Origin of the sequence: Micromonospora sp. NPDC007208, assembly GCF_042869175.1 — a bacterium.
GTDB lineage: Bacteria > Actinomycetota > Actinomycetes > Mycobacteriales > Micromonosporaceae > Micromonospora > Micromonospora foliorum.
Map to the genome: position 1 here is coordinate 85,946 of NZ_JBIAFG010000020.1, position 24,026 is coordinate 109,971.

Consider the following 24,026-nt stretch of genomic DNA (forward strand, 5'->3'; position numbering starts at 1 on the left):
TGGCTATGACCGGGCAGGTGCGCGGCGTCCAATTGGCCCGTCTGCTCGGGCAGTGGCATGCCCTGCCGGGCCGCCGCCGCAGCCCCGACTACGCCGCTCTGGCCGGCACCGTGCGCGGGCTGCTCGCCGACGGCCGGCTGCCGCTGGGCGTCCGACTGCCGGCCGAACGGGAGCTGGCCGAGGCGCTGCGGATCAGCCGGACCACGGTCACCGCCGCCTACCGCCAGCTACGCGAGACCGGGCACCTGGCCAGCCGTCGGGGCGCCGGCAGCTGGACGATGCTGCCCGGCAACCACCGGGTGGCCAGCACCGGCCTGTGGACCCCGCTGGACGACCGGGAGATGCTCGACCTCGGCGTCGCCGCGCTGGCTGCCCCGCCGCAACTGCTGTCGGCCGCCCGGGCCGCCACCGAGGACCTGCCCCGCTACCTGAGCGGAGCCGGTTACCACCCGACCGGCATCATCGAGCTGCGCGAGGCGGTGGCCGACGCGTACACCGCCCGGGGTCTGCCCACCTCGCCCGACCAGATCATGGTCACCAGCGGCACCCAGCACGCACTGGATCTGGTGCTGCGGCTCGCCCTGGCCCCGGGCGGCACCGTGCTGGTCGAGTCCCCGACCTACCCCAACGCCCTCGCCGCGCTGGCCGGCCGGCGGGCCCGGATCACCACCCACGGTCTGGCCGCCGACGCCGGCTGGGAGCCCGACCTGCTGCTGGGCAGTCTCCGGCAGACCCGGCCCAAGCTGGCCTACCTGATTCCGGAGTTCCAGAACCCGACGGGGCACCTGATGCCCGCCTCGCTGCGCGAGCGCGTGGTGGCCGCCGCGCACGCGGTCGGCACCGACCTGATCATCGACGAGTCCTTCGTGGACCTGTCGATGGACGGCACCGAGCTGCCACCCCCGGTCGCCACCTACGACCGGCACAGCCGGGTGGTCAGCATCGGGGGAATGAGCAAGCCCTACTGGGGTGGCCTGCGGATCGGCTGGGTACGCGCGTCCGCGCCGCAGGTGCAGCGGCTGGCCGCCGTGCGGGTCGGGGTCGACATGGCCAGCCCCGTGCTGGACCAACTGGTCGCGGTGCACCTGCTCGCCGACGCCGAGGCCATCGTCGCCGACCGTCGCGTCCAGTTGGCCGTCCAGCGGGACGCCCTGCTCGGCGCGCTGGCGCACCGGCTGCCGGAGTGGCGGGTCACCGTGCCCCGGGGTGGCGTGACGCTCTGGGCCGAGCTGGACGGCCCGGTCTCGAGCGCGCTGGCCCGAGCCGCGGAGGAGGTCGGCGTACGGCTGGCGCCCGGCCCCCGGTTCGGCCTGGACGGCACCCTGGAACGTTTCCTGCGGCTGCCGTTCACCCTGCCCGCGGCGGACCTCGTGGAGGCCGTCGGACGGATCGCCGCGGTCCGCTACGACCTGGACCGGGCCGGCCGCCAGCGGTGGCGCGAGCCGGCCGTCATCGCCTGAGCGCCCCTCGGCCACGAATGCCGGTGGCCCCGCACCCGAGCGGGGTACGGGGCCACCGGCGACGCGTCAGAGCTCGGCGAGGGTGCCGGCGTACATCTTGTCGATCTCGGTGGCGAAGTTGCTCTCCACACCACGCCGCTTGATCTTCAACGACGGGGTGATCTCGCCGTCCTCGATGGTCAGGTCGCGTGGCAGGATGGCCACCTTCTTGATCGTCTCCCAGCGGTTGAGCTTGGCGTTGAGCTGGGCGACGTACTCCTCGACCATCGTCTGGGCCTCAGCCGACGCGACGATCTCGGTGTAGCTGCGCCCCTCCAGCGGGCCGCCGGCGACCCAGCCCCGGATCGCGTCCGGGTCCAGCGTGACCAGCATCGTGCAGAAGTTGCGGGCCTGACCGACGACGACCGCCTGCGAGGTGTACGGGCAGATGGCCTTGAACATGCCCTCGATGTGCGACGGCGCGATGTACTTGCCGCCCGAGGTCTTGACCAGGTCCTTCTTGCGGTCGGTGATGCGGAGGTAGCCCTGCTCGTCGAGGGTGCCGATGTCACCGGTCCGGAAGAAGCCGTCCTCGGTGAACGAAGCGGCGGTCTCCTCCGGCAGGTTGTGGTAGCCGCGCATCACCGGCCGACCCCGCACCAGGATCTCCCCGTCGGTGTCGATCTTGCACTCCAGGTCGCCCATCGCCCGGCCCACCGTGCCGATCCGCAGCCCGGCCGGGGGGTTGACGAAGTTGCCGGCGCTGGTCTCGGTCAGGCCGTAGCCCTCGGAGATCGGCAGGTTCGCGGCGGCGAAGAAGGTGGCAATCTCCGGGCTGAGCGGCGCGGCGCCGGACACCAGCACCCGCATCCGGCCGCCCAGGCGGGCCTGGAGCTTGCTGAACACCAGCTTCTCGGCCAGCCCGTAACGCAGCTTCAGCCCGGCCGGCACCGGCTTGCCGGCCTGCTCCAGGGTGACCTTCTCCTTGCCGACGCCGACCGCCCAGCCGAAGATCTTCGCCTTCGCGCCGCCGGCGCCCTGCGCGGTGGTCACGGCCTTGTTGTAGACCTTCTCGAACACCCGGGGAGCGCCGCACATCAGCGTCGGACGGATGACCGAGAGGAGGTCGACGAGCTTGTCCACCCGCCCGTCGACGTAGGTGGGCAGGCCGACGTGGATGGCGCCGCAGAGCAGGGTCTTGCCGAACGAGTGGGCCAGCGGCAGCCACAGGTACTGCAGGTCGTCGTCGCGCAGCAGCCCAACCTCCGCCTGCGCCACGGCCTCCCAGCACCAGCCGCCGTGCAGCAGCTCGACGCCCTTGGGTTGGCCGGTGGTGCCGGAGGTGTAGATCAGGGTGGCCAGGTGGTCCGGGCCGATGCCGGCCACCAGCATGTCGATCAGCTCCGGCTCGGCGGCCAGCGCCTGCGCGCCGCGCTCCTCCAGCTCGGCGAGCGTCAACTGCGGAATCGCGGCGGTCGGGTCGACGGTGCCGTCGAGGAGCACCACGTGGGTGAGCGCGGGCAGGGTCGCCCCGGCGATCTTCGCCGCCTGGGCCGGATTCTCCGCGAACAGCACCTTCGAGCCGGAGTCGGCGATGATGTACGTCGCGTCGGCCGGCTCGGTGGTCGGGTAGACGGTGGTGGTCGCGCCGCCGGCGCACATGATGCCGAGGTCGGCGATCACCCACTCCAGCCGGGTGTTGGCGAGGATCGCGACCGGGTCCTCCTGGCCGACGCCCAGGCCGTGCAGGCCGGCGGCGACCGCCTTGGCACGTTGGCCGACCTGCGCCCAGGTCAGCCAGACCGGCCCCGAGTCGTCGGGGTTCGGGGACGCGAACGCGTTCCGGTCGGGGGTGGCCGCCACGCGCTTGAGGAACATGTCCGGGATGGAGCGGTACGGTACATCGAGAGCCATCGCTGTAGCCGCCTTCGGGGGTGGTGGCGTGACGGTCGTCACGTCATGATGGTTACCGAAGAGTATTGCCTGTCGGCGTGCATCGGCTAGCCCCGGTGATCGTCCGGCCGTCCCGTCCCACCAACCGGTACGGTCGATCAGGCGTACCGGGCAGCCACCACTGACCAGTCGTAGGTGGCCCGGACCCAGTTGCGCCGGGCGGCCAACGCGTCGCGGATCCGGTCGTCGCCGGCGGCGCGGAGTGCCTCCTCCGCGTCCAGGTACGTCGCCAACCCCTGGTTGAACCGGTGTGCCGCACTCCGCAGCGCGGTCGCCTCGTCCGCGTTGCTGTCCTGGGCGATCACCGTGACCAGGTTGTGCGCGTCCGGGTCGGCCTGGCTCTCCTTGCCGTAGGAGAAGAGGTCGTTGCACCAGCAGACCAGGTCCACCGCCAGCAGGTCCAGGGCGACCAGCCCCGGGTCGGCGCGCTGGGTCGGCCCGGAGGGCCGTGTCGACGCCAGGTCGGTCAGGGTGAGGCAGGGGTGCACGCCGCCGATGTGCCGGCGCAGTTGCACGTACTCAGCCACCTCCGGTACGCGCCGACGCTCCCGGTTGCCCGCCTCCCAGAGCAGCGCCAGCAGGTACTCCCGCATCTGGCTGACGAACCGCAGCAGCAGCCCCGCGTGGTCGTGCAGCCGGGTCCGGCGGCAGAGGTCGTGCAGCGCGTCACCCAGTGGCCCGACCGCGGGCGGTACGACGGCCGGGTCACCGCACCGGTCCAGCACGTCGAGCAGGGTGCTGATCGCCGGGCCCATGCGGACCGGGTCGGCGCCGAGGCCGTCCTCGTCGCAGGCGTCGTCCATCACGAAGAGCCAGCTGATCAGGTCGGTGAGCAGCCGCAGCCCCTCGGTCGAGCCGTCCGGGCAGGCGCGACCGGCCAGCCCGGCGGCGTCGGCATGTTCCAGGCGGCGCACCCGTTGGCCGGAATCGACCAGCCCGAACGCGCGCGCCCACTCGATGCTCTCACTCGCCACCTGATCCGTGGCCCGATGGCGGCCCGTGGGAAACGGGGGTTCCCGCAGCGCCGAAATCGCGAAGTCCCGCACAATGCGCCCCCACTTCGTGCCGCCCGGCGCGGAGCGGCGCGGTGAAGCGTACGGGAGGAGGTATCAGTATGTTTCGCTGGGTGTGGGAAATTCCACAGCTATCCCGTGACCGTTTACGCACACAGAGTCACATGCCCAGGTTGGCGGCGCGCAGTCGCCGAGCCGCCTCCGCCGAACCGCTCAGCTGGACCCGGGCCACCCGTTGCCGGCCGGAGAAGAACAGCACCAGCTCGGCCGGGGCGCCGACCAGGCGCAGCGGCTCGCCGCCGCGACCGACGGAGACCTCGCCGTGGCCGGGCGCCTGCACGTAGAGGTCCGCCGGAAACCGGCGCAGTGCCAGCCGGGCCATCGGGGTCGCACGTTTCCAGAGCGCGCTCTGCAGGCCGGTGGGCAGATCGCGCGGCTGCCACCCGGAGCCGGCCCGTCGGACGTCCTCGTGATGGATGAAGAACTCCATCGTGTTGGCCAGTTCGTCGGTCACGGGGTTGCTGACCGGGCTCCAGAGCGGCGGTCGCCGCACCTGCTCCACCAGTTCGGGGTAGGGCTGTGCGGCGAGTCGCCGGCGGACCCGCTCGGCGTAGCCGCGCAGCGGTGGCAGCACGATCCCACCCGCCGCGTCCGGACGGCGCTCCCGCAGCACCAGATGCGCGGCGAGGTCACGGGTCGCCCAGCCCTCGTTGATCGTCGGGGCGGCCGGCCCGAGGGCCAGCAGAAGATCGGCCAGCGCCTCGCGCTCGGCTCGGGCGTACCGCGGCATGGCCCGATCGTAGGCCCGGTGGCCGGTCGGCGCGCGACGGCGGACACCCGTCGGCGGACGGCGGCACGCCGCCGTCCGGTACGTGATGGTCGACATATCCAGTCAGGGTCGGCGGTGCTGGCCTTGACCGGTAAGGATGAGGGAGATAATTGCGGCTTACGGCGGGGGAGAGTGTGGCGAGCAAGACAAGTCGGGACGTTCTCAGTCGAGGGCTGGGGGTCCTGCGGCAGGCCATCCGTGAGCAGCCGCGGATCTTCGCGGTGGCGGTCGTCGGCAGCGTGCTCTTCGGCGGGATGATCATTGTCAGCGCCCGGGTCGTCGGGTCGGTCATCGGAGAGGTGGCGCTCCCGGCCATCGAACGCGGCGAGGTGGGCGCCGGCACCCTGGCGCTGGCCGCGACCGCGTTGTTCGGGATCAGCGTGCTGCGGGTAGCGGGCATCTTCGGCCGCCGCCTCGGTGCCGGCTACATGCAGTACCGCCTCCAGGCCTCCTACCGCCGCAGGGTCACGCGCCGCTACCTGGAGCTGCCGCTGTCCTGGCACCACCGCAACTCCACCGGCACCCTGCTCTCCAACGCCAACTCCGACGTGGAGGCGGCCTGGTACCCGATCGCGCCGCTGCCGTTCGCCGTCGGCACGTTGGTGATGCTGGTCGGCGCGATCGTGTCGCTCTTCGCCACCGACTGGGCGCTCGCCCTGGTCGGGCTCGCGGTCTTCCCCGCGCTGTTCGCGCTCAACGTCGTCTACTCCCGCCGGATGGCCCCCCGGCAGGCCCGGGCGCAGCGGCTGCGCGCCGAGGTCAGCGGCATCGCCCACGAGAGCTTCGACGGCGCCCTGGTGGTCAAGACGATGGGCCGCGAGGCCCAGGAGACCGCCCGGTTCGCGGGCCGCGCCGGTGAGCTGCGCGACTCGCTGATCGCGGTTGGCCGGCTGCGCGGCATCTTCGACCCGCTGCTGGAGACGCTGCCCAGCCTCGGCACCCTGGCCGTGCTCGTGGTCGGGGCGTTCCGGCTGCGCCAGGGCGCGATCAGCGTGACCGAGTTGGTCAGCGTGGCCTTCCTCTTCACCGTGCTGGCCTTTCCGGTGCGGGCCATCGGTTGGGTGCTTGCCGAGCTGCCGCGCAGCGTCGCCGGCTGGGACCGGGTCCGCCGGGTGCTCGACGCCACCGGCGAGATGCCGTACGGGCAGCGGGTGCTCGACCCGGCCGGCGCCGGCCCGGCCACCCTCACCTTCGACGACGTGCACTACTCCTACCCGCCGGCCGAGGCGCACCCGCCCGGCGCGCAGGTCCTCGGCGAGGTCGGCTTCACGGTGCCGTCCGGTCGGACGGTGGCCCTGGTGGGGCCCACCGGTGCAGGCAAGTCCACCATCGCCTCGCTGGCGGTGCGCCTCGTCGACCCGGACTCCGGGACGGTGCTCCTGGACGGCGTGGACGTGCGCGAGCTGACCTCCGCGTCGCTGGCTAGCACGGTGGCCCTGGTCGCCCAGGTGCCCTTCATCTTCGACGACACGGTCCGCGCCAACATCGCCCTCGACCGGCCCGGTGTCGACGACGAGGTGGTCTGGGCGGCGCTGCGGCTGGCCGAGGCGGACGGTTTCGTCGCCGCGCTCCCCGATGGTCTGGACACCATGGTCGGCGAGCGCGGCACCTCGCTCTCCGGCGGCCAGCGCCAACGGCTCACCCTGGCCCGCGCGCTGGCCGGTCGACCGCGCCTGCTGGTGCTCGATGACGCGACAAGCGCGGTCGATCCTCGAGTGGAGGCGGCCATCCTGGCAGGGCTGCGGTCCTCGACCGCGCAGGCGGGGGTTCCGGCCGCGTCGATCCTGGTGGTGGCGTACCGCCGGGCCACCATCGCGCTCGCCGACGAGGTCATCTACGTGGAGCAGGGACGGGTGATCGCCCGGGGCACCCACAGCGAGTTGTTGGCCACCGTGCCCGGGTACGTCGACCTGGTCACCGCGTACGAGCAGGCCGAGGTCGAGCGTGCGCAGGAGAGTTCGTACGGCGACGACGTGGCGCCGCTGCCGTCGGGCCTGGAAATCGAGGTGGATCGGTGACGACTACGGAAACGAGTGACACGCAGGAGGCCCGGGAGGAGACGACCTGGCAGACCCTGCGTCGGGGCCTGGCGCTCTCGCCGGAGCTACGGACCGGCCTGGCCGGCACGTTGGCCCTGGCGTTGGTCTACATGGTCGGCCGGGTTGCCGTGCCGGTCGCCGTGCAGCAGGGCATCGACCGGGGCCTCGTCGGTGGTCTGAATCTGAACGTGGTCTGGTCGGTGGTGGCGATCACCGCGGCGATCCTGACGATCACCACGATCTGCGGCTACCTGATGATGCGCCGGCTGTTCACGGTCAGCGAGACGGCGCTGGCCAACGTCCGGACCAGGGCGTTCCGACATGTGCACGACCTGTCGATGTTGCACCAGCAGTCCGAGCGGCGGGGTTCGCTTGTCTCGCGGGTGACCAGCGACGTCGACCAGATCACCCAGTTCCTCCAGTGGGGTGGGGTGATCCTGCTGGTCAACCTCGGTCAGCTGGTGGTCACCACCGCCGTCATGCTGGCGTACTCCTGGCAGTTGACCCTTGTGGTGTTGGCCGCGTTCCTGCCGGCGGTGTTCGTCATCCGGCAGTTGCAACGCCGCCTCGGCACGGCGTACGCGACGGTGCGTCAGCGCACCGGGACGCTGCTCGGCGCGATCGGCGAGAGCGTGGTGGGCGCGCCGGTGATCCGGGCGTACGGGATCGCCGGGCGCACCGAGCGGCGGCTGGACGAGGCAATCGACCGGCAGCGGCTGGCGCAGCAGCGGGCGATCCGGATCAGCATCGTGGGCAGCTCGGTGGGGGAGTTGGCGGCCGGGCTGGCGCTGGCCGGCGTGGTGGTGCTCGGTGTGCTGTTGGGGGTGGACGGCACGCTGTCGATCGGCCAGCTGACCGCGTTCCTGTTCCTGGTGACGCTCTTCATCCAGCCGGTGCAGATCGCGACCGAGGTGCTCAACGAGGCGCAGAACGCGATCGCCGGCTGGCGTCGGGTGCTGGACGTGCTGGACGTCGCTCCGGACGTGGCCGACCCGGGGGAGCAGGGGCGGGAGCTGCCGGGCGGGCCGCTGGACATCCGGTTCGCCGGTGTGCGGTTCGCCTATCCGGGTGGTCCGCCGGTGCTGCACGACATCGACCTGGAGATCCCGGCGAAGAGCCGGGTGGCGGTGGTCGGTGAGACCGGCAGCGGCAAGACCACCTTCGCGAAGTTGCTGACCCGTCTGATGGACCCGTCGGCCGGCGCGGTGCTGCTGTCCGGGGTGCCGCTGACGGATGTCCGGTTCGGCTCGCTGCGCTCGCGCGTGGTGATGGTGCCGCAGGACGGGTTCCTCTTCGACGCGACGGTGGGGGACAACGTCCGGTTCGCTCGGCCGGAGCTGACCGACGAGCAGTTGAGCGCCGCCTTCACCGAGCTGGGCCTGTCGGACTGGCTGGAGGGTCTGCCGGCGGGCCTGGACACTCCGGTCGGGGAGCGCGGCGAGGCGCTCAGCGTCGGCGAGCGCCAGCTTGTCGCGTTGGCCCGCGCGTACGTGGCCGACCCGGACCTGCTGGTGCTCGACGAGGCGACAAGCGCGGTGGACCCGGCGACCGAGGTGCGGTTGCAGCGCACGCTGGACGCGGTCACCCGGGGTCGGACCACGCTCGCGATCGCCCACCGGCTCTCCACGGCCCAGGCCGCCGACGAGGTGATCGTGGTGGACCGGGGCCGGGTGGTCCAGCGCGGCCCGCACGACGAGCTGGTCCGCGACGCCGACTCGGTGTACGGCCTGCTCTACGCCTCCTGGCTGGAGCAGACCCGGTGAGGTGCGGCGGTGTGGTGGACGCCGGCGGGCGGGTGCTCTAGGCTCCGGGTTAGGTAAGCCTAACCTTTGAAGGAGGTCGCGCCCATGCGGCCCAACTCCGCCGAGATCGTCCGTACCCTCGTCGCCGGCCGCCTGCCCGGCCTCGTGCACCTGGCCCACCGGCCGGGCCCGCACCACGCCCGGCACGTCACCGACGCGGACGGGCGGGTGCTGCTGCTGGTGCCGGTGGCCAGCCACCTGGCCGCCGCCCTGCAACCGGCCGCCGGAGGCAGCGACGTCGCGGTGGTGCTCGACGTGCTCGACCTGCCGCCCGCCGCGGGCGCGCCCGGCCTGGGTCGCGCCTGGGTGTCCGGCTGGGCGGCCGAGCTGCGCGGCGACGAGGCCCGCCACGCGGCGGTCGACTTCGCCGCGGTGGAGCCCACCGGCGACCTGCTCGACCTGGGCACCCGGTTCCGGCTGTTCCGCTTCGAGGTGGTCGAGGTCCGCTGGGAGCGGGCCGGCGTCGTGCGGCGGATCGACCCGGTGGAGTACGCCGAGGCCGAGCCGGACCCGGTGCACCCGGTCGAGGCCCGCCTGCTCGCCGACCTCGCCGAGTGCCATGGCGCCGAGGTGACGGAGTACCTGCGCCGGCAGCTCGGGTTGACCGCGCAGACCCCGGACGGGCCGCCCCGGGTGGTGCGCATCGACCGCTACGGGCTGGTGGTCGCCCTCGGCCAACCCGGTGCCCGGCGTCGGGTCCGGCTGGCCTTCCCGGGCCCGGTGGCCGACCCGGCCGAGCTGCCGCGGCTGCTGCCGCCGCTGCGCCTCACGGCCGACGCCCGTCCGCCACGCTGACCAGGCACGCAGGGTCGGCCGGGCTGTCGGGTCAGCTCGGCAGCGGACCGGTGATGTAACGCTGGATGGTCGGACCGACAGCCGCGGCCAGCGTTTCCGGGTCCGCCGAGGCGACCGGCTCCAGGCGCACCACGTGCCGCATCATGGCCAGGCCGATCATCTGGGTGGCCACCAGGGAGCCCCGCAGCGGTAGTTCGGCCGGGTCGACGTCGAAGTTTTCGAGCACCCGGCGCAGCACCTGCGTGGTGATGAACTCGCGTAGCAGCCGGGCGGTCCACTCGTTGCTGACCGCCGAGCGCAACAGGGCCACCCCCGCGCTGCCGGCCGGAGAGTCCCAGACTCCGAGGAAGATGCGCACCATCCGCTCGCCGACGGCGTCCCGGTCACCGGCGAGCACCTGCGGCACCAGCTGACCAGGATCGACCGGAAAGTTCATGGCGGCCAGGAAGAGCTGGTCCTTGCTGCCGAAGTAGTGGTGCACCAGTGCCGGGTCGACCTCCGCCGTGCCGGCGATGGCCCGGATCGAGGCGGCGTCGAAGCCACGTTCGGCGAACGCCGTCCGCGCCGCGTCGAGAATCGCCTCCCGGGTGCCCGGTTTGCCGGGTCGCCGGCCGGTCCGCCGCGTCATCGCCGCCCTTCGTTCGTCCACCTGGGCCCGTCGTGGCCCGGCCCACCACGGGGTCGGCTGCCGCGCTGGCCGCCGACCCCAGCGCCGGCGGTCAGCCGCTGCGTCGACGCAGGGTGGCCGCCGCGAGCACCAGCGCCAGCACCACCGCGCCGAGCACCACCGCGACATCCCGCCACATCCGGCCGGTCGGCTCGGCGTGGGCGCCGACCTCCTGCAACGCCTCGATGGCGTACGACAGGGGGAAGGCGTCACTGAGCGCCTGGAGCCAGCCGGCCATCTGGTCGCGGGCCACGAACAGCCCACAGAGCAGCAGTTGGGGGACCACCACGACTGGCAGGAACTGTACTGCCTGGAACTCGGTGCGCGCGAAGGCACTGCACAGCAGCCCGAGGGCGACGCCGAGCACGGCGTCGAGCACGGCGATCCCGAGTACCAGCCCGATGCTGCCGGCGGTGTCCAGGTCGAAGATCCAGTACGCCACGGCGGCGGCCACGGCGGCCTGCACGGCGGCGGCCAGCCCGAACGCGATGCCGTACCCGAAGAGCAGATCGAGCTTGCCCAGCGGTGTGGTGAGCAGCCGCTCCAGCGTGCCCGAGGTGCGTTCCCGCAGCATGGCGATGCTGGTCACCAGGAACATGATCACGAAGGGGAAGATGCCGAGCATCACCAGCGCGATCCGGTCGAAGGTGCTCGGCTGGCCGGGCGGGGTCGGCTGGTCGGCGTACATGAAGTAGACCAGGGTGAGCAGGACGGCCGGCACCACCACGAGCAGCGCGATGGTCCGCCGGTCGTGCCGGAGTTGACGCAGGATGCGGCCGGTGGTGGCGGCGAGGATTCGCGGGTTCATGCTGTCTCCCGTGCGGCTGGCTCGTCGGTGCTGGTGGAGGCGGCCTCGCCGGCCCGGATGAGCCGCAGGAACGCCTCGTCGAGGTCGTCCACACCGGCGGCGGCGCGGATCGCGGCCGGGCTGTCGTCGGCGATCAACCGACCCTGGCGGATCAGCAGCAGGCGGTCGCAGCGCGCCGCCTCGTCCATCACGTGGCTGGACACCAGCAGGGTGGTGCCGGCGGCGGCCATCGCGTGGAACCGGGCCCACAGGTCGGCCCGCAGCACCGGGTCCTGACCGACGGTCGGCTCGTCGAGGATGACCAGCTCCGGCTCCCCGACCAGGGCACACGCAAGCGAGGCTCGGCTGCGTTGACCGCCGGAGAGGGTGCCGACCAGTTGACCGGCGGCCTCGGCCAGCCCGACATCGCTGATCGCCCGATCGGCCTCGGTGCGCCCACGCCCGTACAGGGCCGCGAAGTAGCGGGCGTTCTCCCGCACGGTCAGGTCGGCGTAGACGCTCGGCGCCTGGGTCAGGTAGCCCACCCGGTGCCGCAGCGCCGGGGTGCCCGCCGGTTGGCCGAGCACGGTGACGGTCCCGCCGCTGACCAGCTGCACGCCGACCACGGCGCGCATGAACGTGGTTTTGCCGCTGCCGCTGGGGCCGAGCAGCCCGGTGACCGCCCCGCGCGGGACCCGGCAGCTGATGCCGTCCAGCACCCGCCGCCCACCCCGGTCGACGACCAGGTCTCGGACGGCTATCGCATCGTCCATCACGCACCTCCACAGAAACTCATCACCTGTTGAACTCAACGCTAGATGAAATACTGCGGCGTGCGCAACGCCGCGCCGATGTCCGGCTGGCGACCGTCGCGCGGAGCGCGAGAACGGGCAGTAGGCTCCGGACCGGACACGAAGTCCGCCATCGGGCATTGCGCGCTGATCGGACGTACGGCACGATGGCGCGGTGGGTCACGCTCCGTTACCGGATAGCGGTTTTCTCGAGGATTGGGCCGCGCGGTTGCGGCAGGCCGCCGAGCGGCCGGTCGTCGGCATCCTGTTGCGCGGCAGCCATGCCCGCCGCGCCGCCACCGCACACAGCGACGTCGACCTCGACGTGTTGGTGGGCGGCGCCCCGTACGCGGCCCGCCGGGCCTACCTGGCGGAGTCCGCAGGCCAGGTCACTCACGTCTCGGTGGCCGCCCGCGACGTCCGGTCCTGGGTGGACCGCCTCGGCGAACCGGCCGACTGGGCGTTCGGGCTGCCGGTCACCGCGCCGGCGCGGCTGCTCTGGGCCGACCCGCACTGGCGGCCCCGGATCGACCTGCCGGTGCTCTGCCAGCCCGCCGAACCACCCCGACTGGAAGAGATGATCGCCACGCTGGGTAAGGCCGCCGCCGCCCGCGCGGCCAGCGACCGCCTCGGGGTCCGGCTCGCCGTCGCCGACCTGGCGCGGCTCTGCCCCTCCGTGCTGCGCCCGGCCAACCCGTCGGTGCGGGTCCACTCCCGCCGGGCGGCCTTCGCGGCGGCCCTGGAACTGCCGGTGGCCCCGCCCGGCTACCGGACGGACATGCTGCTCTGCCTCGGGCTGCGTCCGGGCGCTACCGGGCAGCTCTGGGCCGCCGCCGTACGGCTGGTCGCCGGCACGCTGCCGTTGATCCGGCCGTACGCCGAGGAGATCGCCGACACGGCCGGCGCGGACCTGGCCGCCGCCCTGGTCGACGGCCGGCTGGACCGCTACGTCGCGCAGCTGGCCCGGCCGGCCGGCCCCCCGCCACTGCCCGGGCCCTCGTCGCTGTCCGGGCCCTCGTCGCAGCCTCGACTCTCGCCGCAGCATCGGCCCTCGGGGCCTCCGCCGTCGCCCTGGCGGGAGCGGTCGGCGGTGCCCGCGCCGCGTGCGGGAGAATTGGTGACTGTGCCCGTACCTGACCCGCCGGTGACCGGCGTCCCCAGCGATCCGAACGAGCTGGCCGCGCCCGCGCCGGCGCGCCCGTCCCGGCTCGACCCGGCCATCGCGGCCCGGCTGCGCCGCAGCGCCGACGGCCTGGTCGCCGCCGTGGTGCGTGCGCACGACTCGGGTGAGGTGCTGATGGTCGCCTGGATGGACGACGAGGCGTTGCACCGCACCCTCACCACCGGCCGGGCCACCTACTGGTCGCGCAGCCGACGCGAATACTGGATCAAGGGCGCCACCTCCGGTCACCACCAGTACGTGCGGTCGGTCGCCCTGGACTGCGACGGGGACGCGCTGCTGGTGAGCGTGGACCAGGTCGGCGCGGCCTGCCACACCGGCCACCGCACCTGCTTCTTCACCGAGCTTCCCGTCACGGGGACCGAGGCCCGGTGAGCGCGAGGAGCGCCGCGCGGCGCAGCCGCACAGTCGCGAACGAAAGGCAGGTCGGGCAATGACCGACGGCACCCTCAGCCCCGACCTGGCCACCTTCACCGAGCTGGCCGCCCACTGGCGGGTCGTGCCGGTCACCCGGCGGCTGCTGGCCGACGCGGAGACCCCGGTCGGGGTCTACCGCAAGCTGGCCGGCGGACCGGGCACCTTCCTGTTGGAATCGGCCGAGCAGGGCGTCGGCTCGGCCGGCATGGCCTGGTCGCGGTACTCGTTCATCGGCGTACGCAGCAGCGCGACCCTGATCGAACGCGACGGCGTGGCGACCTGGCTCGGCCAGCCGCCGGCCGGGCTGAGCACCGAGGGTGACCCGGTGCGGATGCTGCGGGAGACGGTTGCGGCGTTGGCCGGCCCGGTCGGGGACCCGTCCGACGGTCTGCCGCCGTTGACCGGGGGCATGGTCGGCTACCTCGGCTACGACCTGATCCGGCGCTTCGAGCGGTTGCCCGAGCTGACCGAGGACGACCTGGGCGTCCCGGAGCTGGGCATGATGCTCGCCACCGACCTGGTGGTACTCGACCACTACGACGGCTCGGCGATCCTGGTCGCCAACGCGGTGCTGCCACCGTTGGACGCCCCGGACCGCGCACCGCAGGTCGCCGCCGCCTACCACCACGCGGTGGGCCGGTTGGACGCGATGACCACGGCTCTGTCCCGGCCCATCCCGCCGATGATCTCCACCGTCGAACGTCCGCCGGCCGGCGAGGTGCTCTGCCGTACGCCTGACGGCGGTTACCCGAAGGCGGTGGAGGCGGCCAAGGAGGCGATCCGGGCCGGCGAGTGCTTCCAGATCGTGCTCTCCCAGCGCTTCGAGCGGACGACCCACGCCGACCCGCTGGACGTCTACCGGGTGCTGCGGACCAGCAACCCCAGCCCGTACATGTACCTGCTCCGCTTCGACGGGTTCGACATCGTCGGCTCGTCCCCGGAGGCGCACCTGAAGGTCACCGGGGCCGCAGACGGGCGCCGCCGGGCGTTGCTGCACCCGATCGCCGGTACCCGGCCGCGAGGTGGCACCCCCGCCGCCGACGCCGCGCTCGCCGCCGAGCTGCTGTCCGACCCGAAGGAACGGGCCGAGCACGTGATGCTGGTCGACCTCGGCCGCAACGACCTGGGTCGGGTCTGCCAGCCCGGCAGCGTGGAGGTGCCCGAGTTCGCCACCATCGAGCGGTACAGCCACGTCATGCACATCGTCTCCACCGTCACGGGCACGCTGCGTGACGACCAGACCGCCTTCGACGCGCTGGCCGCGACCTTCCCGGCCGGCACGCTCTCCGGGGCGCCCAAGGTGCGCGCCATGGAAATCATCGAGGAGCTGGAGCCGGTCCGTCGTGGCCTCTACGGCGGCACCGTCGGCTACTTCGGCTTCGGCGGCGACCTGGACATGGCGATCGCCATCCGGACCGCGCTCATCCGCGACGGCCGCGCCTACGTGCAGGCCGGGGCGGGGGTGGTCGCCGACTCGGACCCGGCCGCCGAGGACCAGGAGACGCGGAACAAGGCCGCGGCCGTCCTGGCCGCGATCGCGGCCGCCGAAACCCTCCGGCCGGCCCGGTGAACGGCCGGCGCGCGTTGACGTACGCCGTGCTGTTCTGCCTGGCCGGCGCGGGCCTGGCGCTGTGCGCCGCGACGCGCAGCTGGTCGGTCGAGTTGACGGTACGTCCGGCGCCGCTGCCGCCGGTGCGCGACACCCGCAGCGGTGCGAGCCTGCTGCCCTGGCTGCCGGCGTTGGCCCTGGTGACCCTGGCCGGGGGTGGCGCGGTGCTGGCCACCCGGGGCCGCCTGCGTCGGGTGCTCGGGGTGCTGCTCGGCGTGCTCGGTCTGGCCGTGGCGGCCGGCGGCGGGTATGGGCTGGTGGCCGACGTCGGCGGCGCGGTGAGCCGGCAGTGGCCGGCGTTGTGCCTGCTCGGCGGCCTGCTGGCCGCCGTGGGCGGCTGGTGGACGGCGGTGCGGGGCGGTGACTGGCCGGCGATGGGGGCGCGGTACGAACGTCCGGCGCGGACGGCTCCGGAGGCCTCGTCGGTGCAGAGCGACCCGGCCGGGCAACCGACGCCGTTGGCGGGGCGGCGGACCACCGAGGCGTGGGACGCGCTGGACCGGGGCGAGGACCCGACGGCCGACTGACGCAACGGCTGCGGTGACCGACTGACGCACCGGCCGTGGTGACCGACTCACGTAACGGCCGTGGTGGCCGACTGAGGCGGTTGCCGTGGTGGCCGACTGAGGCGACGGCCGGCGGGCTGTCAGCCGACCGGCTGGCGCTCCCACTGGGCGCGGCTGCTGGCGGCGCGGGCGGCGGTCAGCTCGGCGACCAGGCGGTTCAGCTCGGCGCGCTGGTCGGCGCGGGCCCGGTCGGCGCAGACCGCCTCCCAGGCGTTGCCCCGTGCCGTCCGCATCCGTCCCTCGCCCACCACGGCCCGTTCCACGCTGTGCACCACCCCCACGGCGAGCGACGCCACCGTCCGCGAGATGGTGGTCAGTCCGATCGTGTGCGGCTCGGAAATGCTCATGGTCACCTCGCACGAGGAGTTGCTGCGGTCGGGGCAGGCGTGCCATCGAGTCTGCCCGAGGACGATGCTCGCCGGTCGACGTTTCGCCGCGGTGACCGCCCGGTCAACTGTCCCGCCTCGGCCGTGACCAGGGACCGTCCGTTCGGCCTTGAGCTTGCTCACAACATCGATCGGCGTCGTTCTCGGAGGGCGCGGACCCGAAACTGGTGGCATGATCGATGGATCGGCCCGGTCTGACTGCGGCCGCCAGGCTCCACACCGCGTGACGGTGGTCGATACCGGAGGTGGCGCTGCGTGACAACCCGTTCACGGCAAGTCGGCCATTATGCCGCAGCCCTTTTCGTGAGCAGCGCCATACCCCCGGCATTCGGCGTCGGTCGGCTGCCCCTAGCATCGGCCCATGACGCCCGGAGAGGGGAGTCCGTTCGTGACTGCTGAGCATGCGCACGCGGAGGGGGACGAGGCCGGCCAGGCAGCGTCCGTAAGCGTGCTCGACGAGATCCTGGCTGGCGTACGTGAAGACGTCGCCCGACGCCAGGAGCAGGTTCCGCTGGAGCGGATCCGTGAACTGGCAGCGGCGGCGCCGCCGCCCATGGACGCGTACGCGGCGCTGCGCAAGCCCGGCGTGGCCGTGATCGCCGAGGTGAAGCGCTCGTCGCCGTCCAAGGGCCGGCTGGCCGAGATCGCCGACCCGGCCGACCTCGCGGTCGACTACGCGGCCGGCGGGGCGCGGGCGATCAGTGTGCTGACCGAGGGGCGCTGGTTCGGCGGTTCGCTGGACGACCTGGCGGCTGTCCGTGCCGCGGTCACCGTGCCGGTGCTGCGCAAGGACTTCGTGGTCTCCAGCTACCAGATCCACGAGGCGCGCGCGCACGGCGCCGACCTGGTTCTGCTGATCGTCGCCGCACTCGAGCAGAACGTCCTGATGGGTCTGCTGGAGCGGATCGAGTCGCTGGGCATGACCGCTCTGGTCGAGGTGCACGACGAGGAAGAGGCCGACCGGGCGCTGGAGGCCGGCGCGCAGGTGATCGGGGTCAACGCCCGTGACCTGCGTACCCTGGAGGTCGACCGGTCGGTGTTCGAGCGGATCGCGCCCGGCCTGCCCAGCAGCGTCGTCAAGATCGCCGAGTCCGGCGTTCGTGGCCCGCACGACCTGATCCGGTACGCCTCCGCGGGCGCCGACGCGGTCCTCGTGGGCGAGGGCCTGGTCACCCAGAAGAGCCCCCGCGAGGCGGTCGCCGAGTTGGTCAACGCCGGTAACCACCCGGCAACGCCCCGGCCGGTGCGCTGACCCCGCGCCGGTCTGACGTCCCAGCGAGAGGATTCCCGATGAGCGCCGACGCGCTGGCCCCGGTGGCCGGCCCGCAGCCCGACTCCGCCGGCCACTTCGGCCGCTTCGGCGGTCGGTTCGTTCCCGAGGCCCTGGTGGCCGCGCTGGACGAGCTCGACGGGGCGTGGCGTACGGCGATGGAGGACGAGTCCTTCCGGGCCGAGTTCGGCGCCCTGCTGCGCGACTACGCCGGCACGCCGTCGCTGCTCTACGAGGCCCGGCGGTTCTCCGCGAAGGTCGGCGCGCGGGTGCTGCTCAAGCGGGAGGACCTCAACCACACCGGTGCGCACAAGGTGCGCAACGTGCTCGGCCAGGCGCTGCTCACCAAGCGGATGGGCAAGACCCGGGTGATCGCGGAGACCGGCGCCGGGCAGCACGGTGTCGCCACCGCGACCGCCGCAGCCCTGTTCGACCTGGAGTGCGTGGTCTACATGGGCCAGGTCGACACCGAGCGGCAGGCGCTCAACGTGGCCCGGATGCGGATGCTCGGCGCGACAGTCATTCCGGTCACCAACGGTTCACGCACCCTCAAGGACGCGATGAACGAGGCGATGCGCGACTGGGTGGCGAACGTCGACGAGACGCACTACCTGATCGGCACCGCCGCGGGCCCGCACCCGTTCCCGGCGATGGTGCGCGACTTCGTCCGAGGCATCGGTGACGAGGCCCGCCAGCAGTGCCTGGACCTCACCGGCGGGCTGCCGGACGCCGTCACCGCCTGCGTCGGCGGCGGCTCCAACGCGCTCGGCATTTTCCACGCGTTCGTGGGCGACGAGGCCGTGCGTTTGTACGGCTTCGAAGCGGGCGGCGACGGGGTGGCCACCGGCCGGCACGCGGCGAGCATCACCGGCGGGTCCGCCGGGGTGCTGCACGGCACCCGTACCTTCGTGCTCCAGGACGCCGACGGGCAGACCCTGGAGTCGCACTCGATCTCGGCCGGCCTGGACTATCCCGGCGTCGGGCCCGAGCACGCGTGGCTGCACGACACCGGCCGGGCGAACTACCTGCCGGTCACCGACGACGAGGCGATGGCCGCCTTCGAGTTGCTGTGCCGCACCGAGGGCATCATCCCGGCGATCGAGAGCGCACACGCGCTCGCCGGCACCGTCACGCTGGCCCCGAAGCTCGCCGCGGAGCTGGGCCGGGAGCCCACCATCGTGGTCAACCTCTCCGGGCGGGGCGACAAGGACGTGCACACCGCCGGCGACTACTTCGGCATCCTCGACAAGGAGCGGTGAGATGAGCCGGATCGGGGTGGCCTTCGACAAGGCCCGCGCCGACGGACGGGCACTGCTGGTCGGCTGCATGCCGGCTGGTTTCCCCACCGTCGAGGGCAGCATCGCCGCGATGACCGCCATGGTCGAGGCCGGTGTCGACGTCATCGAGGTGGAGATCCCCTACTCCGACCCGGTGATGGACGGGCCGGTGATCCAGCGGGCCAGTGACATCGCGCTGGCCGGGGGCGTACGCACCGCGGACACGATGCGCATCATCGAGGCGGTGGCGGCCACCGGCGCTCCGGTGGTCACCATGACCTACTGGAACCCGGTCGAGCGGTACGGCGTGGACGTCTTCGCCCGTGACCTCGCCTCCGCCGGCGGCACCGGCCTGATCACCCCGGACCTCATCCCCGAGGAGGCCGACGAGTGGCTGGCCGCCTCGGACGCGCACGGGCTGGACCGCACGTTCCTGGTCTCGCCGTCGTCCACCGACGCCCGCTTGGCGATGACGGTGGGGCACTGCCGCGGCTTCGTCTACGCGACCGCCGTGATGGGGGTGACCGGTGCCCGGGCGCGTACCTCGGACGCCGCCCCGACGCTGGTCTCCCGGGCCCGCGCGGTCACCGACCTGCCGATCGGCGTCGGCCTGGGTGTGGGCACCGGCGCGCAGGCCGGCACAGTCGCCGGTTACGCGGACGGGGTGATCGTGGGCAGTGCGCTGGTCCGGTGCGTGCTCGACGCGTCCACCGAGGCCGACGGGCTGGCCGCCCTACGCACGCTCAGCGCCGAACTCGCCGAGGGCGTCCGTAACCCCACCCGCTGAGCCCGTCCCCGCCGACCCTGTCCTCGCCGGGCCCGGCCCGCCGTGCCCGGCCCCGCCGGCCCTGTCCTAGCTGGCCCAGCTCGCTGAGCCCGGCCCGCCTCGGCGCTCGTGCCGACGCGGCCGACCGAACCGCGCAGCGCGGGGGCATGTATGTCTGGGGAGCGGTATGACTGTGAGTCATATTGATGACTCACAGTCATATACCGCTTAACCGCGTGTGGCCTGGCAGGCGAGGCTGTCCGCGAGCACGCGACGGACCTCGGAACGGTTGCGGCCTGTCAGGGGTGCAGGGACGGGTCAGCGGCCTCACCGCGTTGCTCCGGAGGCTGCCCCGCCCCCGGATGCCCGTCCTGGCCGGTCGCGCGTCGCTGCTCGTCGTGGCTGGTCTCCGGCCGCTGCCCGTCCTGGGCGCTTGTCGGCCGGCCCTCGCCGGCTGGGCGAGCCACCGGCAGTGGCGCGGCGGCGATGCCGGGCGCCCGGGGGACGTCGCGGAGCACGCCGGAGCGGCCGGCGGTCGCGTCGGTGACGGCGGCCCGGGTGAGCGGGGTGACCACCTCGGGCAGCGCGTCGGGGGAGTGCCAGGACAACCGGCAGCCCGGCGGCGGGTCGGTGACGGGTCGGACCCCGGCCGCGCGGGCCCGGAACACGTGCACGAGGACGTCGGGCAGCGGCCCGGCCCGTCCGGCCGCGGCCTCCCCGGAAGGGCCGGTCAGGTGGTAGACGCCGACCAGGTCGATCAGCTCGATGTCCCAGCCGGTCTCCGCGCGGATGTCTCGTAGGGCCGCCCGCACCGGGCCCTCGGCCGGACGCAACCGCCCGCCGGGCAACGCGTAGCGGCGCGCACCGCGGCCCTGCTGGCAGAGCAGCACCCGACCGGTGTCGTCGGTGACGACCGCGGCGACCGCCCAGGTGAGCGCGCTCATGGACAAAGAGCCTACGGCGGTGCAAACCAGAAGTCACCGGGATGCGCGCTCCAGCGGCCCGGGGTGCCGCTGCGGGGGTGTGCAGCGGTAGCGTGTGCACCCGTGACCCTCGCCTCGCTCTCCCCCCAGGCGGCCCTGCCCAGTCCCAGCACCGCGGTCTGGCAACTCGGGCCGGTGCCGATCCGGGCCTACGCGCTCTGCATCATCGCCGGCATTGTGCTGGCCTGCTGGGTGACGGAGCGCCGGCTGCGGCAGCGCGGCGTCGCACCGGGCGCGGTGCTCGACATCGCCGTCTGGGCGGTGCCCGCGGGCATCATCGGCGCCCGGATCTACCACGTGGTCACCTCACCGGAGAAGTACTTCGGCGCCGGTGGGGACCCGATGAAGGCGTTCGCCATCTGGGAGGGCGGTCTCGGCATCTGGGGCGCGGTCGCCGGCGGCGCGGTCGGTGCCTGGATCGCGGCCCGACAGCTCGGCATTCCGTTCGGCGTGGTGGCCGACGCGCTGGCCCCCGGGCTGCCGCTGGCCCAGGCGGTCGGCCGCATCGGCAACTGGTTCAACAACGAACTCTTCGGTGGCCGGACCACCCTGCCGTGGGGCCTGGAGATCCACCGGATGGACCCGGACAACCCCGGGCACGCGCTCCGGGACGACGCCGGGCAGCCGATCCTCGAACCGGGTCTCTACCAGCCCACCTTCCTCTACGAGGCGCTGTGGAACCTCGGCGTCGTGGCCCTGGTGCTCATCGTCGACCGCCGGCTCAAGCTGGGCCGGGGCCGTGCGTTCGCGCTCTACGTGATGGGTTACACCGTCGGCCGGTTCTGGATCGAGCTGATGCGCACCGACGAGGCCAACCAGATCCTCGGCGTCCGGCTCAACGTCTGGACCGCCGCCCTGGTCTTCCTCGGCGCCCTCATCTACTTCGTCCGGGTGCGTGGCCCTCGCGACTACCTGATCCCGCTCGGCCCGGCGGGGGCGACGACCCCGCCTCCCACGTCCGACCTGTCCCAGGTCGACCTCTCCGAGCGGGAGACCCCGGCGCGGGCCGCCGCGCCGGAGGGCTACCGGGTGGTGAGCGAGGAGCAGTACGCCGCCTGGCAGGACACCGGCGTCGTACCGCCGGCGCCCGACGACGACACCCGGCCGGCTGACGGCGAGCAGTCCGGCGAGGCGGCAGCCACCGACCTCGCGTCGGGCGACGACGAGCCTGCGGACGATCCGTCCGCCGCTCGCACCGACCGGGCCGACGCCACCGGCGCGCGTCCCGCCGACCGGGACAGCTGAGCGGGGGCGGCACCGATGCGAAGCGCGGTGGTGGTCGGCGCAGGGGTCGGTGGCCTCGCGGTGGCCGGCGCGCTGGCCCGTGCCGGCTGGCAGGTCACCCTGTTGGAACGCGCCGAACGGGTCCGACCCGAGCCGACCGCCGTGGTGCTCTGGCCCAACGGCGTCCGCGCGTTACAGGCCCTCGGCCTCGGCGCCGGCCTGGCCGCCATCGCCACCCCGTTGCCCGACGGCGGGGTCCGTCGCCCGGACGGGCACTGGCTCGTGCAGCCCCGGCCCATCCCGGCCGACCGGATGCCCGTGGTGGTGCACCGGGAAGATCTGCACGACGCGCTGATCGCCGGCCTCGGTGACCGGGTCGAGCTGCGTACCGGAGTGACCGTGCGGCACGTCCGCGTCGAGCCGGGCGAGCGACCGGGAGTCAGCGACGGGCGGCACACCATCGAGGCCGATCTGGTGGTCGCCGCCGACGGCACGGACAGCGGCATCCGCCGCCAACTCGCGCCCGAGTCCCGGGTGGTCAGCTCCGGGTGCGCCGCCTGGCGGGCCGTCATTCCCTGGTACCAGGCACCTCGACTGCCCGACGACCAGCCGCTGGCCGGTGAGATCCTCGGTGCGGGTTACCGGTTCGTGGCCGCGTCGCTGGGCGAGCGCGGCTCCTCGGGCGGGTCCACCCGGGGTGGCATCTACTGGGTGGCCACCGCCGCCGGTGCGCCCCGCCCCGAGCCTCCGGAGACCCAGCTCGCCCTGCTGCGCCGCTGGTACGCGGGCTGGCCCGCGCCGGTCGGCGCGCTGCTCGACGCCACCGACCCGACCGACCTGGTCCAACAGGAGGTTCGCGAGCTACGCCCGCTGCCCCGCGCGTACGGCTTTCCGGTCGGGCCCGGTGGGGTGGTGCTGCTCGGTGACGCGGCGCACGCCATGCCGCCGCACCTCGGGCAGGGCGCCTGCCTCGCGTTCGAAGACGCCGCCACGCTCGCGTCGCTGCTGCGGGAGGCCCGGCTGCCCGACGCCGTCCAGGCGTACGACCGGGTGCGCCGCCCCCGGGCCGCGACCGTGGTCCGGCAGACCCGGCGGATGTCGGCGGTGCTCCAGACCCGGGGCCGGTTGGCGCTGCGGGCCCGGGACGCCGCACTGGGCACGATCAACTCGCGACTGCTCTCCAGCGCCGTCGCCTCCGCCGCCCAGTGGCGCCCCCCGACCTGACCCCGGTCCCGGGGCGGGTCAGGGGAGTGGCGCAGGTCAGGGGATGAGGGCGGCGGGTTCGGCGATGCAGGCGGTGCCGATCCGGCGGAAGCCGACCCGCAGGTAGACCCGCGCGATCTCCTCGCTGCCCGCGGAGAGGAAGACCAGCTCGGTGCCGGCGGCCAGCAGTTCCCGGGCCAGGGTGGCGGTGAGCGCGGCGCCCAGCCCGCGTCGCCGGGCGGACGGCAGGGTGGCCACCCCGGCGATCTCCGCGACGTCGTCCACCCGCATCGCCATGCCGCTGGCCAGCGCGCCCTCGGTCGGCGTGCCGGCCAGCGCGGAGATCCGTCGGCCGTCGGCGATCCGGGTGCGCTCCTCGTCGAGCGCGGCCAGTTCGAGTTCGGTGACGGCGGCGTCGCGTTCGGCCGGGCCGGCCTCGCCGGGCGCGGTGCCGGCGGCGGCGAACGACACCGCTGCCACCGCACGTCGGGCGGCGACATCGGCGGCGAAGCCGGGGGAGTCCGCTGCCAGCACCCGCACCGCCGCGTCGGAGAGCGTCGCCGGGTCGGGCAGCGCGCTCGGGTCGAGCACCATCAGCGGCGCCTCCAACACGCTGAGCCCCGCCGAGCGGGCCACCGCCAGCAGCTCGGGCGTCGTCTCGTGCACCCACTCGAAGGCTTCCGGCAGGCCCAGCTTCCGTTGGCGCTCACGGACCGAGGTCACGTCGGCCAGCGACGGCGGCTCGGTGGCGTCGATCCGGGGGCGGGCGTAGAACGGCCAGCCGGCGCCTTCGCGGACGAACAGCACCAGCCCGCCATGATCCTCCGCAGCGGCGACGTCGCGGGGCACCGCGTCGTAGAAGCGTTCCAACCGGTCGAAGACGTGCTTGTGTCGCGGATCCACCGCGCGAGACTACACGTCCCAGCCAGTGGACGGTGTGATCAATCTCGGGTGGCCCTGCGACCCCGGCCCTAACGTAGACTCAATAGACCCACGGGCCGACGTCGTCCCCACCATGATCCAACCTGAG

General features: G+C 73.4%; 21 protein-coding genes and 1 pseudogene. 13 read left to right on the forward strand and 9 right to left on the reverse strand.

What is annotated here, in order from left to right:
- Positions 1-5: 5 nt before the first annotated feature.
- Positions 6-1,460: a PLP-dependent aminotransferase family protein gene (locus ACFYL6_RS29510; RefSeq protein ID WP_387176246.1), complete on the forward strand. Its 1,455-nt coding sequence runs from the start codon at positions 6-8 to the stop codon at positions 1,458-1,460.
- Between the two features lie 66 nt (positions 1,461-1,526).
- On the opposite strand, the gene ACFYL6_RS29515 is transcribed toward ACFYL6_RS29510, so the two are convergent.
- The 3 genes from ACFYL6_RS29515 to ACFYL6_RS29525 all read right to left on the reverse strand — a co-directional run bounded on the left by ACFYL6_RS29515 (position 1,527) and on the right by ACFYL6_RS29525 (position 5,195).
- Positions 1,527-3,353 (reverse strand): AMP-dependent synthetase/ligase, encoded by a 1,827-nt coding sequence (locus ACFYL6_RS29515; protein WP_387176248.1) that lies wholly within the window; start codon positions 3,351-3,353, stop codon positions 1,527-1,529.
- Between the two features lie 137 nt (positions 3,354-3,490).
- Entirely contained in the window at positions 3,491-4,366 is an 876-nt protein-coding gene (locus tag ACFYL6_RS29520; RefSeq protein WP_387176250.1) for a terpene synthase, read from the reverse strand.
- 199 nt (positions 4,367-4,565) lie between these two features.
- Positions 4,566-5,195 carry a TIGR03085 family metal-binding protein gene (locus ACFYL6_RS29525; protein WP_387176252.1) on the reverse strand — a complete coding sequence of 210 codons (630 nt, stop codon included), beginning with the start codon at positions 5,193-5,195 and terminating at the stop codon, positions 4,566-4,568.
- A gap of 173 nt (positions 5,196-5,368) precedes the next feature.
- Between ACFYL6_RS29525 and ACFYL6_RS29530 the strand changes: the two genes are divergently transcribed.
- From ACFYL6_RS29530 to ACFYL6_RS29540, 3 genes are all read left to right on the forward strand, one after another.
- Positions 5,369-7,252, forward strand: coding sequence for an ABC transporter ATP-binding protein (locus tag ACFYL6_RS29530; protein ID WP_387176254.1), 1,884 nt, complete (start codon positions 5,369-5,371; stop codon positions 7,250-7,252).
- Complete coding sequence (locus ACFYL6_RS29535; protein WP_387176256.1) at positions 7,249-9,036, forward strand: ABC transporter ATP-binding protein; 1,788 nt, start codon at positions 7,249-7,251, stop codon at positions 9,034-9,036. The genes ACFYL6_RS29530 and ACFYL6_RS29535 overlap by 4 nt, the downstream gene beginning before the upstream one ends.
- Positions 9,037-9,120: 84 nt before the next feature.
- Positions 9,121-9,870: a DUF2470 domain-containing protein gene (locus ACFYL6_RS29540; protein WP_387176258.1), complete on the forward strand. Its 750-nt coding sequence runs from the start codon at positions 9,121-9,123 to the stop codon at positions 9,868-9,870.
- Between the two features lie 31 nt (positions 9,871-9,901).
- On the opposite strand, the gene ACFYL6_RS29545 is transcribed toward ACFYL6_RS29540, so the two are convergent.
- From ACFYL6_RS29545 to ACFYL6_RS29555, 3 genes are all read right to left on the reverse strand, one after another.
- Positions 9,902-10,498 (reverse strand): TetR family transcriptional regulator, encoded by a 597-nt coding sequence (locus ACFYL6_RS29545; protein ID WP_387176260.1) that lies wholly within the window; start codon positions 10,496-10,498, stop codon positions 9,902-9,904.
- A gap of 91 nt (positions 10,499-10,589) precedes the next feature.
- Positions 10,590-11,345, reverse strand: coding sequence for an ABC transporter permease (locus tag ACFYL6_RS29550; protein WP_387176262.1), 756 nt, complete (start codon positions 11,343-11,345; stop codon positions 10,590-10,592).
- Positions 11,342-12,097 (reverse strand): ABC transporter ATP-binding protein, encoded by a 756-nt coding sequence (locus ACFYL6_RS29555; protein ID WP_387176264.1) that lies wholly within the window; start codon positions 12,095-12,097, stop codon positions 11,342-11,344. The genes ACFYL6_RS29550 and ACFYL6_RS29555 overlap by 4 nt, the downstream gene beginning before the upstream one ends.
- A gap of 595 nt (positions 12,098-12,692) precedes the next feature.
- On the opposite strand from ACFYL6_RS29555, the pseudogene ACFYL6_RS29560 reads away from it, so the two are divergent.
- The 4 genes and pseudogenes from ACFYL6_RS29560 to ACFYL6_RS29575 form a co-directional block, all read left to right on the forward strand.
- A pseudogene (locus ACFYL6_RS29560) lies at positions 12,693-12,977 on the forward strand (phosphoribosyl-AMP cyclohydrolase); the annotation flags it as partial.
- Between the two features lie 261 nt (positions 12,978-13,238).
- Complete coding sequence (hisI, locus tag ACFYL6_RS29565; RefSeq protein ID WP_387176314.1) at positions 13,239-13,670, forward strand: phosphoribosyl-AMP cyclohydrolase; 432 nt, start codon at positions 13,239-13,241, stop codon at positions 13,668-13,670.
- Positions 13,671-13,728: 58 nt separating this feature from the next.
- The gene (locus ACFYL6_RS29570; protein WP_387176266.1) at positions 13,729-15,282 is read left to right on the forward strand and encodes an anthranilate synthase component I; all 1,554 of its coding nucleotides are present in this window, start codon (positions 13,729-13,731) and stop codon (positions 15,280-15,282) included.
- Complete coding sequence (locus ACFYL6_RS29575) at positions 15,279-15,848, forward strand: Trp biosynthesis-associated membrane protein (RefSeq protein ID WP_387176268.1); 570 nt, start codon at positions 15,279-15,281, stop codon at positions 15,846-15,848. Before ACFYL6_RS29570 ends, ACFYL6_RS29575 begins: the two co-directional genes overlap by 4 nt.
- A gap of 119 nt (positions 15,849-15,967) precedes the next feature.
- Here ACFYL6_RS29575 and ACFYL6_RS29580 read toward each other — a convergent pair whose 3' ends face one another.
- Positions 15,968-16,234, reverse strand: coding sequence for a hypothetical protein (locus tag ACFYL6_RS29580; protein WP_387176270.1), 267 nt, complete (start codon positions 16,232-16,234; stop codon positions 15,968-15,970).
- A gap of 487 nt (positions 16,235-16,721) precedes the next feature.
- Here ACFYL6_RS29580 and trpC point away from each other — a divergent pair, with 487 nt between their 5' ends.
- From trpC to trpA, 3 genes are read left to right on the forward strand one after another with little or no spacing between them, the layout of a single operon-like run.
- A complete protein-coding gene (trpC, locus tag ACFYL6_RS29585; protein ID WP_030334428.1) occupies positions 16,722-17,525 on the forward strand; it encodes an indole-3-glycerol phosphate synthase TrpC in 804 nt (267 codons plus the stop codon).
- Between the two features lie 38 nt (positions 17,526-17,563).
- A complete protein-coding gene (gene trpB, locus ACFYL6_RS29590) occupies positions 17,564-18,802 on the forward strand; it encodes a tryptophan synthase subunit beta (protein WP_387176272.1) in 1,239 nt (412 codons plus the stop codon).
- A 1-nt stretch (position 18,803) separates the two neighbouring features.
- On the forward strand, positions 18,804-19,607 hold the full coding sequence (gene trpA / locus ACFYL6_RS29595) for a tryptophan synthase subunit alpha (protein ID WP_387176274.1): 804 nt from the start codon (positions 18,804-18,806) through the stop codon (positions 19,605-19,607).
- 278 nt (positions 19,608-19,885) lie between these two features.
- Here trpA and ACFYL6_RS29600 read toward each other — a convergent pair whose 3' ends face one another.
- Positions 19,886-20,530, reverse strand: a complete 645-nt coding sequence (locus ACFYL6_RS29600) for an NUDIX hydrolase (protein ID WP_387176276.1) — start codon at positions 20,528-20,530, stop codon at positions 19,886-19,888.
- Positions 20,531-20,632: 102 nt separating this feature from the next.
- Between ACFYL6_RS29600 and lgt the strand changes: the two genes are divergently transcribed.
- Entirely contained in the window at positions 20,633-21,814 is a 1,182-nt protein-coding gene (gene lgt / locus ACFYL6_RS29605; RefSeq protein WP_387176278.1) for a prolipoprotein diacylglyceryl transferase, read from the forward strand.
- Between the two features lie 15 nt (positions 21,815-21,829).
- The gene (locus ACFYL6_RS29610; RefSeq protein ID WP_387176280.1) at positions 21,830-23,017 is read left to right on the forward strand and encodes an FAD-dependent oxidoreductase; all 1,188 of its coding nucleotides are present in this window, start codon (positions 21,830-21,832) and stop codon (positions 23,015-23,017) included.
- Positions 23,018-23,053: 36 nt separating this feature from the next.
- Here the strand turns inward: ACFYL6_RS29610 and ACFYL6_RS29615 are convergent, their stop codons facing one another.
- A complete protein-coding gene (locus ACFYL6_RS29615; RefSeq protein ID WP_387176282.1) occupies positions 23,054-23,899 on the reverse strand; it encodes a GNAT family N-acetyltransferase in 846 nt (281 codons plus the stop codon).
- Positions 23,900-24,026: the final 127 nt, after the last annotated feature.